12 protein-coding genes and 1 pseudogene are annotated in these 12,712 nt (G+C 73.8%); 4 read left to right on the forward strand and 9 right to left on the reverse strand.

Translation table 11 applies throughout. The features are described from left to right. Positions 1-4 precede the first annotated feature (4 nt). The 5 genes and pseudogenes from ACOBQU_RS36520 to ACOBQU_RS36540 all read right to left on the reverse strand — a co-directional run bounded on the left by ACOBQU_RS36520 (position 5) and on the right by ACOBQU_RS36540 (position 4,882). Positions 5-1,348 (reverse strand): sensor histidine kinase, encoded by a 1,344-nt coding sequence (locus ACOBQU_RS36520; protein ID WP_423633398.1) that lies wholly within the window; start codon positions 1,346-1,348, stop codon positions 5-7. 1 nt (position 1,349) lies between these two features. Further along, a pseudogene (cseB, locus tag ACOBQU_RS36525) lies at positions 1,350-2,098 on the reverse strand (two-component system response regulator CseB). 120 nt (positions 2,099-2,218) lie between these two features. Beyond that, a complete protein-coding gene (locus ACOBQU_RS36530) occupies positions 2,219-3,187 on the reverse strand; it encodes an endonuclease/exonuclease/phosphatase family protein (RefSeq protein ID WP_423634951.1) in 969 nt (322 codons plus the stop codon). Positions 3,188-3,279: 92 nt separating this feature from the next. After that, positions 3,280-4,305: a D-alanyl-D-alanine carboxypeptidase family protein gene (locus ACOBQU_RS36535; RefSeq protein ID WP_423633400.1), complete on the reverse strand. Its 1,026-nt coding sequence runs from the start codon at positions 4,303-4,305 to the stop codon at positions 3,280-3,282. Between the two features lie 202 nt (positions 4,306-4,507). Beyond that, on the reverse strand, positions 4,508-4,882 hold the full coding sequence (locus ACOBQU_RS36540) for a hypothetical protein (protein ID WP_423633402.1): 375 nt from the start codon (positions 4,880-4,882) through the stop codon (positions 4,508-4,510). A 297-nt stretch (positions 4,883-5,179) separates the two neighbouring features. On the opposite strand from ACOBQU_RS36540, the gene ACOBQU_RS36545 reads away from it, so the two are divergent. Further along, complete coding sequence (locus ACOBQU_RS36545; RefSeq protein ID WP_423634953.1) at positions 5,180-5,587, forward strand: YciI family protein; 408 nt, start codon at positions 5,180-5,182, stop codon at positions 5,585-5,587. Positions 5,588-5,604: 17 nt separating this feature from the next. Further along, positions 5,605-6,777, forward strand: coding sequence for an RNA polymerase sigma factor (locus tag ACOBQU_RS36550; RefSeq protein WP_423634955.1), 1,173 nt, complete (start codon positions 5,605-5,607; stop codon positions 6,775-6,777). A 103-nt stretch (positions 6,778-6,880) separates the two neighbouring features. Here ACOBQU_RS36550 and ACOBQU_RS36555 read toward each other — a convergent pair whose 3' ends face one another. The 4 genes from ACOBQU_RS36555 to ACOBQU_RS36570 all read right to left on the reverse strand — a co-directional run bounded on the left by ACOBQU_RS36555 (position 6,881) and on the right by ACOBQU_RS36570 (position 9,778). Next, on the reverse strand, positions 6,881-7,600 hold the full coding sequence (locus ACOBQU_RS36555) for an SGNH/GDSL hydrolase family protein (RefSeq protein WP_423633404.1): 720 nt from the start codon (positions 7,598-7,600) through the stop codon (positions 6,881-6,883). Continuing rightward, on the reverse strand, positions 7,597-8,103 hold the full coding sequence (locus ACOBQU_RS36560) for a cupin domain-containing protein (RefSeq protein ID WP_423633406.1): 507 nt from the start codon (positions 8,101-8,103) through the stop codon (positions 7,597-7,599). The genes ACOBQU_RS36555 and ACOBQU_RS36560 overlap by 4 nt, the downstream gene beginning before the upstream one ends. A gap of 82 nt (positions 8,104-8,185) precedes the next feature. Beyond that, positions 8,186-9,022 (reverse strand): helix-turn-helix domain-containing protein, encoded by an 837-nt coding sequence (locus ACOBQU_RS36565; RefSeq protein WP_423633408.1) that lies wholly within the window; start codon positions 9,020-9,022, stop codon positions 8,186-8,188. Between the two features lie 150 nt (positions 9,023-9,172). Continuing rightward, positions 9,173-9,778 (reverse strand): helix-turn-helix domain-containing protein, encoded by a 606-nt coding sequence (locus ACOBQU_RS36570; protein WP_423633410.1) that lies wholly within the window; start codon positions 9,776-9,778, stop codon positions 9,173-9,175. 106 nt (positions 9,779-9,884) lie between these two features. Between ACOBQU_RS36570 and def the strand changes: the two genes are divergently transcribed. After that, positions 9,885-10,550 (forward strand): peptide deformylase, encoded by a 666-nt coding sequence (def, locus tag ACOBQU_RS36575; RefSeq protein ID WP_423633412.1) that lies wholly within the window; start codon positions 9,885-9,887, stop codon positions 10,548-10,550. Positions 10,551-11,351: 801 nt separating this feature from the next. Next, entirely contained in the window at positions 11,352-12,539 is a 1,188-nt protein-coding gene (locus tag ACOBQU_RS36580) for an FAD-dependent oxidoreductase (protein ID WP_423633414.1), read from the forward strand. Positions 12,540-12,712: the final 173 nt, after the last annotated feature.

A 12,712-nucleotide genomic window follows, 5' to 3' on the forward strand; every position in this document is an offset into this window, starting at 1 on the left:
GGCGTCACGCGGGCGGCAGCTCCACGGTGGCGACGGCCCCCCGCGGCTTAGCGTTCGCCAGCGCCACCCGCGCGCCGATCACCCCGGCCTGTCCGAAGGCGATGGTCAGGCCGAGGCCGTGCCCGTGGCCGCGCTCGGCGGCGCCGGTGCGGAAGCGCTGCGGGCCGTGGTCCAGCAGGTCCTGGGGGAAGCCGGGGCCGTGGTCGCGTACGACGATGGCGGCGCCGTCCACGGTGACCTCGACCGGCGGGCCGCCGTGCCGGTGGGCGTTGACGACCAGGTTGGTGACGACGCGGTCCAGGCGGCGCGGGTCGGTGCGGGCCACCGGAGCGCCGACGACCGTGATCCGCGTGTCCAGGCCCGTGCGCCGTACGGACTCCGTGACCAGGTCACCGAGCGGCACCCGCTGGGTGTCGGCCCGCTCGGCCCCCGCGTCGAGCCGGGAGATCTCAAGCAGGTCGTCCACCAGGCCGCGCAGCACCCGCACCCGGTCCCGTACGAGGTCGGTGGCCTCGCCCTCCGGCAGCAGCGAGGCGGACGTGACGAGACCGGCGAGCGGGGTGCGCAGCTCGTGGGCGACGTCGGCGGTGAAGCGCTGCTCCCCGCGCAGCCGGTCCTGGAGTGCGTCCGCCATGTGGTCGACGGCCAGGGAGATCTCGCCGATCTCATCGCGGCGGCGGCCGCCGGTGCGCGCGTCCAGGGAGCCGTTCCTGATGCGCCGGGCCGTGCCCGCGACCCGGCGCAGGCGCCGCAGCACCAGCTCGGCGGCGAGCAGCGTGACCGGCACGACGACGGCGAGGGTGGCGACGGCCGCGTACCTGATGTGGCGGTCCAGGGCCTGGAGGCTGCGCAGCTCGCTGCCCAGGTACACGGAGACGGCCACCACGGTGGCGCCGGGGTCGTCCATGCGGGTCGCCGCCCACATGAACGGCCCCTGGAGCGGTCTGCGCGTGTCGTACCACGTCACCGGGCCCGAGGAGGCGCCGAGCCGCCGCCGCACCTCGTCGGGCACCTTGTCGCCGACCGCGTAGGCGTCGGTGGGCGCGGCGGGGTCCCGGCCCGCTGACAGCGCCCTGCGGAACTCGGTCTCGGCGTCGCCGAGTTCGCGCAGGGCGTCGGAGCGGCCGACGTTCATATAGCGGTCCGCGCTGGTCTGGTGCACGAGGAAGCCGATGCCCACCGCCATCGCGCAGGCCGCGGCGGCGACACCGGCGGCGATCTTCCAGCGCAGCGAGCGGGGGTCGGCGAGGCGGCGCAGCGCGCGGGCACTGGCGGCGGCCCAGCGGGCGGCGGCGCGCCGGTCCCGAGCGGGCTCCGTGCCCTGGGCGGGGTCGGTCGTGGGGCCCATGTCAGCGGCGGAACTTGTAGCCGAAGCCGCGCACCGTCTCGATGTGCTCGGCGCCGATCTTCCGGCGCAGCCGCTGCACGGTCAGGTCGACGACCCGGCTGTCGCCGTCCCAGCCGTAGTCCCACACCTTGCGCAGCAGCGTCTGCCGCTCCAGGGCGATGCCGGGCGCGGCCACGAACTCAAGGAGCAGCCGCAGCTCGGTGGGCGTGAGCGCGACGAGCCGCCCGTCCCTGCGCACCTCAAGGCCCCGGGTGTCGACGCTGAGGTCCCGGAACGCCAGCACGGCGCCGTCCTCGGCGGGCGCCGCGGCCGCGGCGGGCGCGGCGAACGTGGCGCGGCGCAGCAGCGTGCGGATGCGGGCGACGAGGACGGTGGTGTCGACGGGCTTGACGACGTAGTCGTCCGCCCCGCCTCCAGACCGGCCACCACGTCCGGGGAGTCGCCCCGGGCGGACATCATCAGGATCGGGGCCTGGCTGGTCTCGCGGACCCGGCAGCACAGGCCGATGCCGTCCAGGTGCGGCAGCATGATGTCGAGCAGCAGCAGGTCGTGCCGCTCCTCCCGGAACATCTCCAGGCCGGTCAGGCCGTCCGGCGCCGCGGACACGCGGTAGCCGTACCGTTCGAGGGCCATGCCGACCGACCGGCGGATCGCTTCGTCGTCCTCGACGAGCAGCACGTGCACGGGGGCCGCGGCGTCGCCGTCGTGCCGTCCCGGTCGCCGCGCCGGTTGGCTGTCGCGCTGTCGCATCACGTCACCTGGGGGGTTGATTCGTACGGGGGCGGGCCTCGCGCGCGGCCGGGAGCGTGGGTGCCCGGCCGGGGGCGCGAGAGGGTCCGCTGGTGCAGACGGTAACCGCTGGCGCGGGGGTCACAGGCGCAGGGCGGCCGCTACGGGCAGGTGGTCGCTGCCGGTGCGCGGCAGCGTCCACGACGACACCGGCGTGACGCCCCGGACCAGGACCTGGTCGATGCGGGCCACCGGGAACGCCGCGGGCCACGTGAAGCCGAAGCCGTCGCCCGCCTCCCGCTGCGCGGAGCGCACCTGCGCGGTGAGCGGGCGCAGCGCCCGGTCGTCGGTCGTGCCGTTGAGGTCGCCCACCACCACGACCCGGCGCAGCGGCTCCGCCCGCACCGCGGCGGCGAGCTCGCGGGCCGCCTCGTCCCGCCGGGCCGTGGCGAAGCCGGTGCCGGGGCGCACCCGGACCGACGCGAGGTGCGCCACGTACACCGCGAGCGGCCCCTTCGGCGTGTCGGCGGTGGCCCGCAGCGCCCGCGTCCACGGCATGATCGCGACCGGCCGCACCGCGCGCAGCGGGTAGGCGCTCCACAGCCCGACCGTGCCGAGCACCCGGTGGTACGGGTAGGAGGCGGCCAGCGCCCGCTCGTACGCCGGTGCCGTGCGCGGCGACAGCTCCTCCAGGGCGACGATCCCGGCGCCCGACGCGGCCAGGGCACGGGCGGTCCCGGCGGGGTCGGGGTTCTCGTCGTTGACGTTGTGGCTGACGACGGTGACGTCCCCGCCGGAGCGCTCGGAGCGCTTGTCCAGGAGCAGGCCGCCGAACAGCGAGCACCACACCACGGCCGGGGCCAGCACGGCCACCCCGGCGGTGGCGGACCGCCGCACCGCCGCCAGGAGCAGCAGCAGCGGCACGCTCACGCCGAGCCACGGCAGGAACGTCTCCAGGAGGCTGCCGAGGCGGCCGAACCCGTTCGGCACCCGGGCGTGGCCCAGCATGAGGAGCGCGACCAGGACGGCGGCCAGGGCGATGAGCCGCCCCCGGCGCCAGCGGTCGCCGCCGCTCCGGTCGCCGCCGCTCGCGCGGCGGGCCCGCCGCAGCCGGGCGCGGACGCGGGCCGCGGTGGACGGGGCCGTCGCGCCCTGCGCCGTGCGGTTCCCGGCGCTGTCGCCCGCGCGGTCGAGCAGCGCGGTCACGACGCCGCGCCCTTCGCGGCGCCGAGCGCCGCCGGAAGGCCCCGCCGCACGGAGTCGATGAGGGCGCCGCTCGTCTCGAAGGCGGCCGCCAGGCCCTCCGCGGGCGTGGTGTGGGGGCGCTGGCCGAGGACCACGCCGAGCACGAGGTGCTGCCGCGCGCCGGACCCGGCCTCGGCGGCCCACATCAGATTGCCGCCCGCCGGGGTGCTGGAGCCGGTCTTGAGCCCGACCACTCCGGGCTTGTCGAGCAGCCGGTTGGTGTTGGCGATCCTGCCGGGCACGCCCGGGACCGTGGTGTCGCGCTGGGCGGCCACGGCGCGCAGCACCGGCTCCCGCACGGCCCGGCGGGCGAGCCTGAGCTGGTCGTCGGCGGTGCTCGTGGTGGTGGGCTCGACGCCGCTCGCACCGGTGTACGTGGTGCGGGTCATGCCGAGGCCCGCGGCCGTCCGGTTCATCTTCGCGACGAACGCGGCCTGGCTTCCGGCGTCCCAGCGGGCGAGGAGGCGGGCGACGTTGTTGCCCGACGGGAGCAGCAGCAGCTCCAGGAGCTTGCGCTGGGTGAGGCGCTGGCCCTCGCGGAGCGGCGCGGTGGACTCGCTGAGCGAGTGGGACTCCCGCGCGGCGGCCGCGTCGACGGTGATCCGGGGGCCTTGTTCCCCGTCGCGCAGCGGGTGCTCCTTGAGGATCACGTACGCCGTCATGACCTTGGTGACGCTCGCGATCGGCACCGGCCGCGGGCTGCCCGAGCCGCCGAGGCCGCCGACGCCCTCGACCGCGACGCTCGCCTGGCCCTCCCGGGGCCACGGCAGGTCGAGCCGCTCCGCCACGGCACGGCCCGCCGCGGTCACCCCGGGGCGGTCCGTCGTGCCCACGGCGCCGTCGCTCCCGCCGGGCAGGCCGATCCAGCCGGCCACCCCGGCCACGAGCAGCGCCGCCGCCGCGCCGCACGCCACCTTGCCCCGGGACGGGCGGCCGTCCCCGAGCACCCCGCCCGCTCGCGCGGCACGCCACCGCGCACCCACCCACTGACACCCACGCACCGAACGCCACCTCACGGCACCTCACGCCACCTCTCCAGGCCGGGCGTACGCGGTGATCACCGCGTACGCCCCCAGCTTCCGAGAGGCGCGCATCCAGCCGATCAGGGCCGTGCATCCGGCAGCGCGCGGAATTGTGTCAGCCGGGTATCGGCCCCGGGGACCGCGCGGTGGCGGGCCGCCGCCGCTACTGGCAGAGCACGAAGGCCGTCAGGTTCTGCGCCGTGGTGCCCTTGTTGGTGCCGCGGATGATCCAGCTGGAGCCGGACGCGTAGGAATCCGTGAAGAAGATGTCGTAGCCGCTGGTGTTCCCGCCGCCGCCCGTCGGCGCCTTGCCCGAGGGGCAGGTCGCGACCGACAGGCCGTTCTGCCCGGGGTTCACGGTCACGGGGTTGCCGGAGACCGGGGTTCCGGCCTGCGCCACCCGCGCCTTGACGATCCTCGGCTGGGGCTTGGGCGCGGCGGCGCTGTCGGAGCCGGACGTCGCCGACGCGGCGGTGGCGCAGCCGACGGCAGCGATGACGGCGGTGGCGAGGCCGACTGCCTTGAGTCGAGCGGTCATGAACGCTCACTCTCCTTGCGTAGCGGTGAGCGCCGGGCCGAGCTGCCCGGCGCGGACCTCACCCTGCCCGGCTCTTCCGCTCCGCGACCACTGCGGTTCCGCCCAGCGGAAACCGTTCCGTTGAGCGGACCGGAGCTTCTCCCTCCGGACCGGGGCGGGGCATCCTCCCCACGCGCGAGGTCCGCCCGCGCGGAAGTCCTGGGACAATCTCCGAAACGATGTCGAGAACCCGTGACCGGCTCCGTCCCCGGGGTGAGCGCGACCACAATGGGCCGCACCAGCACCAGGGAGAACACCATGGCCAAGTACCTGCTCCTGAAGCACTACCGCGGCGCCCCGGCCGCGGTGAACGACGTTCCGATGGACCGGTGGACACCGGAGGAGATCTCCGCGCACGTGCGGTTCATGCTGGACTTCGCGGACCGCCTGGAGAAGACCGGCGAGTTCGTCGACGCCCAGGCGCTCGCCCCCGAGGGCACCTGGGTCCGCTACGACGGCCAGGGGCGCCCGCCGGTCACCGACGGGCCGTTCGCCGAGACCAAGGACCTCATCGCCGGGTGGATGGTGGTCGACGTCGACAGCCACGAGCGGGCGGTCGAGCTGGCCGGGGAGCTGTCGGCCGCCCCCGGCGCGGGCGGCAGGCCGATCCACGAGTGGCTGGAGGTGCGCCCGTTCCTGAGCACCCCGCCCACCATCACGGAGTGACGGCACCGGTGCCCGCCCTGGACGAGGCCCTGCTGCGCGGCCTCACCCCGAGCGTCCTCACCGTCCTCGTCCGCCGCGGAGCCGACTTCGCGGCGGCCGAGGACGCCGTCCAGGACGCCCTCGTGGAGGCGATCCGCGTCTGGCCGGACGAGCCGCCGAGGGACCCCAAGGGCTGGCTGGTCACCGCGGCGTGGCGGAAGTTCCTCGACGCCACCCGCGCCGACGCCGCCCGCCGTCGGCGCGAGGACCACGCCGAGCGGGAGCCCGCGCCGGGGCCCGCGCCCTCGGCGGACGACACGCTCCACCTGTACTTCCTGTGTGCGCACCCCTCGCTGACGCCGTCCTCCGCCGTCGCGCTCACCCTGCGCGCCGTCGGCGGATTGACGACCCGTCAGATCGCCCGGGCCTACCTGGTTCCCGAGGCGACCATGGCGCAGCGCATCAGCCGGGCCAAGCGCACGGTGTCGGGCGTGCGCCTGGACACGCCCGGCGACGTCGCGACCGTACTGCGCGTGCTCTACCTGGTCTTCAACGAGGGCTACTCCGGTGACGTCGACCTCGCCGCCGAGGCCATCCGGCTCACCCGGCAGCTCGCCGCCGTCATCGCCCACCCCGAGGTGGCCGGGCTGCTCGCCCTCATGCTGCTGCACCACGCCCGGCGCGCCAGCCGCACCGCGCCCGACGGGAGCCTGGTGCCGCTCGCCGAGCAGGACCGGGGCCGCTGGGACACCCGGATGATCGCCGAGGGCATCGGGATCCTCCAGGCGACGCTGGCGCGGGACCGCCTCGGCGAGTTCCAGGCCCAGGCCGCCATCGCCGCCCTGCACGCCGACGCGCCCACCGCCGCCGAGACCGACTGGGTGCAGATCGTCGAGTGGTACGACGAGCTGGTACGCCTCACCGGCAACCCCGTCGTGCGGCTCAACCGCGCGGTCGCGCTCGGCGAGGCCGACGGTCCCCGCGCAGGGCTCGCGGCGCTCGCCGGACTGGACGCCGCGCTGCCGCGCCACGCGGCGGTGGCGGCGTACCTCCACGAGCGCGACGGCGACCTGGCGACGGCGGCCCGCCTGTACGCGGAGGCCGCCCGCAAGGCGGCCAGCGTCCCTGAACGCGACTACCTGACGCGTCGGGCCGCGCGCCTCAATACCCGCCGCGACGCGTGCGAGCGCGGGCGGCAGGAGCCGTCCTGAGGTGCACGAGCCCGCTCGGACGCTGTCGCCCGGATGCCACCTCCGGGCGGGAGGTGGCATCCGGGCGGGAGACGGCATCCGACTGGCCGGGCGCCGGGACCGGCTACGCCCTCTGGGCCAGCAGACCGGCGTCGATGACCTCGGCGATGAGGGCGGCGCCGCGGCTGTTCTGGTGGATGTGGTCGGTCGTGAGCACGAGACCCCGCCGCCGTGAGATCGCGTCGAGGCTGCGGCGCAGCACCGCGCGCTGGACGAGGACACCGAGGGCGTCCGCGGGCGTCACCTCCCGGTAGGAAATCGGCGGCGGGTCCGCTTGGCGCAGTTCCTCGACCTGGCGTTCGTGGAGCGGAAGGTAGGCCACCGCGTTGGTGGCGGCGACCTCGGCGATCATCCGGCTGTACGCCTGCGATGCCTGTGCCGCCGCGCCGTCGAGCCGCTGGCCGAGCACCGGCAGCGACAGCAGGCCGATCGTCGCGTCGGTCTCCGCGCGCAGCCGTGCGACGACGGCTCCCAGGCACTGTTGGAACCAGCCCGCCGACGGGCGGTGGGGGAGCCGCTTGCGCTTCATGGCCTGCTCCATGGGGTAGCCGGGAAGGCTCGCTCGGGCGTCGTTGGTCCCGATCAACACGGTGATCACATCGGGTGGATTCATGACGACGGCGTCGAGGCCCTGCAAGAGGTTGTGGGCGAAGTCGCCGTTGGCACCGAAACGGGCAGGCCGCACCTCGGCGGGAGGATGGCGTCGTCCGAGAAGCCCCAGGTAGTCGACGCTGAACTGCGCGCGGGTGAGGCTGTCGCCGAGGCACGCGACGCGTGTCGTCACGGCGCTTCCTCCGGGCCGGGCGTGCCGACGCGCTCGGCCGGGCGGGTGTCGGTCCGAGAGCTGGTGTCGGTCCGAGGGCGGGTGTCCGTCCGGGGACGGTGGTCGGTGCCGAGGGGCGCGGTGATGGCCAGGAGAGACGTCGGCCCCTCCATGTCGACCGCGTGCCATACCCCGGCCGGGTTGATGGTGGCCTCGCCCGGCCCGAGCAGAACCCGGTCGGGCACCCCATCCACGTCGCGGGTGACCGTCACGGACCCGCTGAGGCATACGACCAGTTCGTCGCCTGCCGGGTGGCGCTCCCAGTGGTCGCCGGGCCCGTCGCCGTCGAAGATCATCACCATCCGGCCCTCGGCGCCGTCCGAGGCGACCGCGGCGGTGTAGGCCTGGAGCACCTCCGGGTCCCAGGCGAAGCCCTCGATGGCCTGCGCCCTCGATCCCAGTCCGAGGTGCACGGGGGTGGTCCGCAGGTCCATGGCGTTGCGTTCGTGGTTGACGAGTCTCATGCCGACGATCGTCCACGCCGATGATCGGGCGGTCTTGAAGAAAAGGGAACGGACCCCGACGCACCGGGCAGGCGGTCGGCGGCTACCCGGCGGTGAGGAGGACTTCGCCGCGACGCCAGGCCGTCGGCGTCCGGCCCGTGAACTCGCGCCAGTCCCGCACGAGATGGGCCTGGTCGGCGTAGCCGGACGCGGTGGCCACATCGCCCCACGGGAGCGGGTCCCGCGCCGCCGCCAGTTCGTGCGCGTGCTCGAAGCGCAAGACCCGGGCGAAGGTCTTCGGCGACAGGCCCGTCTCACCGCGGAACCGCTCGGTGAGGTACCGGCGGCTCCAGCCGAGTTCCGCGGCGAGCGCACCGACCTGGACGCAACCCCGCGCGGCGACGAGGCGGCGCCACGCCTCGGCCACCTCGGGGCGCGGCCAGCGCGCGTGGTCGCCGCGGGCGCCACGGCTGACAGCCCGGAGGAGCAGTTCGTCCAGCGCGCTGAACCGTGCCGCCCATGTCGTCGCCGATCGGAGCCGGTCGACCAACTCGGCGGCGAGCGTTCCGAGAAGCTCGTCGAGGGGGACCAGCCGGTGGGCGAGCTCGGCGGCTGGCACGCCGTAGATGGCCCGTGCCCCGAGCGGTGTCAGGGACACCTGAACACCTCGCTGGCGTCCGTCGTGGTGGATCGCGACGGACCGGCACATCAGACCGCCGACCACGCTGTCGAAGCGGGCGACCGGTGACCCGTCGTCAACGCCCGCCGCCACCTCCAAAGGGTCCGACAGGCTGATCACCGCGGTGAGCGCGCGGCTCGGCGGACCGCAGTGCACCCCCGTCGGGAGCCCGCGGAGGTCGAAGCCGACATACGAGTCGACGTAACGCCGCAGGACGGGCGCCGGACGCGCACCGATCCCGGTGGCCGTGTAGTGCTCCATCGTCGTCAGTGTACGAGCCGCCCAGCCCAGGAAGATCACCAACGGGGAACGGCGTGCGCGTGCCCAGTACGCCGGGCAGGCCCGCGCCTCCTGTGCCTCGACGCACGCCGGAGCCTGCTCGCTGGACGTGCCGTCACGTGCCGTACGGAGTCACCCCCGACCAGAGTCGGGCCGCGCCGGGTTCTCGGGCAGCAGGGGGAAGAGCCGGGCGATCGCGGCGACCGGCAGCGCGCCCTCGGGGCGGGTGCCGGGGTGCTGGTCGCGTTCGCGGTACGCCGCCAGGAGCTGGCGGATCGACGCGGCGAGTTCGGTCGTCTCCGCCGGGGTGAGGTGGACCACCGCGCTGAAGGAGTCGTCGGCGCGCCAGGCGTCCGGCGCCTGGTCGCGGTGGCTCAGCCAGTGCCGGTAGCTCTCGTCCTCAAGGCCGCGCGCGAGGGCGTCGAAGGCGTCCGGGGCCGCCGGTCCTTCGCCGTGCTCCGGTGCCTTTGAGGACTCCCAGCGCAGCCGCCAGGGCCGGGCCCGGCCGCCCTTGCGCGGCACCTCCTCGATCAGTCCGTGCCGGGCGAGTTGGCGCAGGTGGAACGAGCAGAGCCCGGAGCTGTGGCCGAGCCGGGCGGCGGCCTGAGTGGACGTCAGGGTGCCGACCTCGGCGAGCAGGTCGAGGAGGGCGACGCGCAGGGGATGGTCCGGCAGCGGCCTGCGGGCGCGGGGCAACTGCGGTTCCGGGGTGGCCGCTTGGCGCTTCTCATCGCTCACTTTGCAAAGGCTGCTACTTTGGAAAGCGTTCGGTCAAGCTGAGCGGCAGCCGACCGGGGCGCGCTCCCCGGTCGGCTCACGCATGTGCGGAAGGCGTTGAAACTCCATGGCTGTTGGTTTCGGTGACACCTCGCAGGACCGCCGGGTGCGCGTGCAGGGCGAACCCGTCGACTCCTACCCGCGGTTGGCGCCGGAGGTCGAGCGGGGCGCGGTGCGCCGGATCACCGTCGTCGGCGAGGAGGTTCTGCATCGCCGCTGCAAGCCGGTCACCGACGCCGAGTTCGGCACGCCGGAGCTGGCCCGGCTGATCGACGACATGTTCGCCACCAACCAGGCGGCGGAGGGCGCGGGCCTCGCCGCCAACCAGATCGACGTGGACCTCCAGCTGTTCATCTGGGACATCACGGACGACTGGGGGGTGCGCCACGTCGGGCACATCGCCAACCCGGTGCTGGACGAGGTCGAGACGAGCGAGCGCACGCTGGTCGAGGAGTCCGAGGGCTGCCTGTCCGTGCCCGGCCCCTACCGCGTCGTGCCGCGCCTGGACCGCGCCGTCGTCCGCGGCCGGGACAAGGACGGCAACCCGCTGGTGATCGAGGGCCGCGGCTACTTCGCCCGCTGCCTCCAGCACGAGACCGACCACCTGTACGGCCAGCTGTACCTGGACCGGCTCTCCAAGCGGGAGCGCAAGTCGGCGCTGCGCGAGATGGAGGAGTCCAAGGAGAGGATGTTCGCCAAGCGGGCCGCCAACGCCGCGAAGCTGGGCAAGTAGCCGGGTGCGCGGCACCCTCCACCGCGCCGCCCCCAGGAACCCCTCGAAGCACCGCGAAGCCCCTCGCACCTCCTCGAAGCCCCTCGAAGCCTCCGGGGGACGGACCAACGGCCGGGAAACCGGCCGGAACACCGTCCCGGCGGAGGCTTCGCGCGTTCCCGGAACGGCCGCCGGGCCAGCGCGTTCCGGCCACCCCGCAGGTATCCCTAGGTATCCCAAAGTATCCCTACGAAAAGGGACGTCCACCGCATCCGTGCGAAAGTCGGCGCCCGCCACGGACCTTGGCGAACTCCTTCGGCAAAGGCGCCCGGACCGTTCTGGACATCGGCTCAAAGGGCACGCCAGGCCGCCGCCAAGAGCTGACCAGTGACGGTTTAAGAGTTGGCAAAGGGGTATCGATGGATGATGGTTGACGGAGGGGCTCAGCCACGGTGCGCGCTGCCGGAACGCGGCGGTCCCGCGCCGTGCTGAACCGGTGGATGTAGCGCGCACCAACGGGAGTTGCCATGCGTAGGTGTAGGCGGCATGAACAGCGCGTCCCGTGGAAAGTCCGCCTTCCGCCGCTACTGGCACGTAGGTATGCTCCTCCGCATGACAGTTCGACCCAGCCCCGTCGTTCGTGACGGGGACGCGCCGCACCGGGACGCCTGGTTACGACGCTCAATGCCGAACGCGGTCGAACGTGTCGGACATGCCAGGGACTTGTCCAAAAACCGCACGGCCGCTCCCGATTTCGGGAGCACGGCACGCCAGGCCGAAGGAGCGCTTTCCGCCTTCGCCTGCGAATCGGGGGTTTCGTGAATGAGTGACTACGACGTGGTCGTGGTGGGCGCGCGCTGCGCGGGCGCGTCCACGGCGCTGCTCCTCGCCCGGCAGGGAAGACGCGTCCTGCTGGTCGACAAGGCGTCGTTCCCGTCCGACACGATGTCGACGCTCTACCTCCACCAGCCGGGCGTGCTGCGGCTCGCGCGGTGGGGGGTCCTCGACGCGGTCGTGGCCTCCGGCTGCCCCCCGCTCGACACCATCAGCCACCAGATCGACGGCCTCCGCCTGACCTCCCCGCTCCCCACCCTGGACGGCCTCTCCGCTTCGTACGCACCCAGGAGGTACGTCCTCGACGACCTGCTCGCCCGGGCCGCCGTCGCGGCGGGCGCCGACTTCGTGGACGGCGCCCGCGTCCAGGACCTGATCAGGGACGGCGACCGGGTCACCGGCGTCCGCATGCGCGCGGGCGACGCCACGACAACGGTGTCGGCCGACCTGGTCATCGGCGCCGACGGCATGCGCTCCAAGGTCGCCGAACTGGTCGACGCGCCCGTGCTGCGGTCGGACCCGCTGGCCAGCTGCGTCTACTACACGTTCTGGCACGGCATCAGCACGGGCTTCGGCTTCCACGAGAGCGTCGGACGCTGGATCGCCCGCATTCCGACGCACGACGACCTCACGATCGTGGCCGCCTACCTTCCGCAGGACGAATTCGCCACCGCCCGGCGCGACCCCGGCGCCGCCTATCTGGCGGCCGTCGAGTCGACCGCGCCGGACCTGTACGAGCAGATGGCGTCCGCCGAGCGCGCCGACCGCTGGCGCGGCACGGGAGACCAGCGCAACTACTTCCGCAAACCCCACGGCCCCGGCTGGGCGCTGATCGGCGACGCCGCACACCACCTGGACTCCATCACCGCCCGCGGCATCACCAACGCGCTCATCCAGGCCGACCTCATCGCCGACGCCCTCACCGGCGTGGACGCCGCGGATTCCCTCGCGGTCGACACGGCCCTTTCGCAGTACGAGAAGGCCATGAACTCCGCGCTGCACGAGCCCTATACGAGCACGCTCGAACTTGCGAATCTCCGCCCGACCAAGGCAAGATTGCGAATGCTGCACGGCGTTGCCAAGTCCCCCGAACTCACCTCCCGTTATTTCGCCCTTGCCTCTGGTGTCATCAGAATGCGCGAATTCATGACGGCCGATGTCGTGGACATCCTGTAGACATTGCCGCACCGGCCGGATCCGCCGTACTCAACGGAATGCCTTGTCCGTCAGCTCCCTTGTGTGCTTCCCCTGAATACCGACCGCTAACGACTTGCCTACGCATTGACGCGCTCGCGCCGGTTCGGCGTGCGCGCACACCTTGACGCCACACCTTGACGCCATACCTCGAC

It is taken from the genome of Streptomyces sp. G45 (assembly GCF_049542095.1).
Taxonomy (GTDB): Bacteria; Actinomycetota; Actinomycetes; order Streptomycetales; family Streptomycetaceae; genus Streptomyces.

What these genes read in the sequence shown, in the direction of transcription:
- ACOBQU_RS36520 (WP_423633398.1), bottom strand. Translation starts at nt 1,348, where the DNA reads ATGGGCCCCACGACCGACCCCGCCCAGGGCACGGAGCCCGCTCGGGAC.
- ACOBQU_RS36540 (WP_423633402.1), bottom strand. Translation starts at nt 4,882, where the DNA reads ATGACCGCTCGACTCAAGGCAGTCGGCCTCGCCACCGCCGTCATCGCT.
- ACOBQU_RS36545 (WP_423634953.1), top strand. Translation starts at nt 5,180, where the DNA reads ATGGCCAAGTACCTGCTCCTGAAGCACTACCGCGGCGCCCCGGCCGCG.
- ACOBQU_RS36560 (WP_423633406.1), bottom strand. Translation starts at nt 8,103, where the DNA reads ATGAGACTCGTCAACCACGAACGCAACGCCATGGACCTGCGGACCACC.
- ACOBQU_RS36565 (WP_423633408.1), bottom strand. Translation starts at nt 9,022, where the DNA reads ATGGAGCACTACACGGCCACCGGGATCGGTGCGCGTCCGGCGCCCGTC.
- def (WP_423633412.1), top strand. Translation starts at nt 9,885, where the DNA reads ATGGCTGTTGGTTTCGGTGACACCTCGCAGGACCGCCGGGTGCGCGTG.
- ACOBQU_RS36580 (WP_423633414.1), top strand. Translation starts at nt 11,352, where the DNA reads ATGAGTGACTACGACGTGGTCGTGGTGGGCGCGCGCTGCGCGGGCGCG.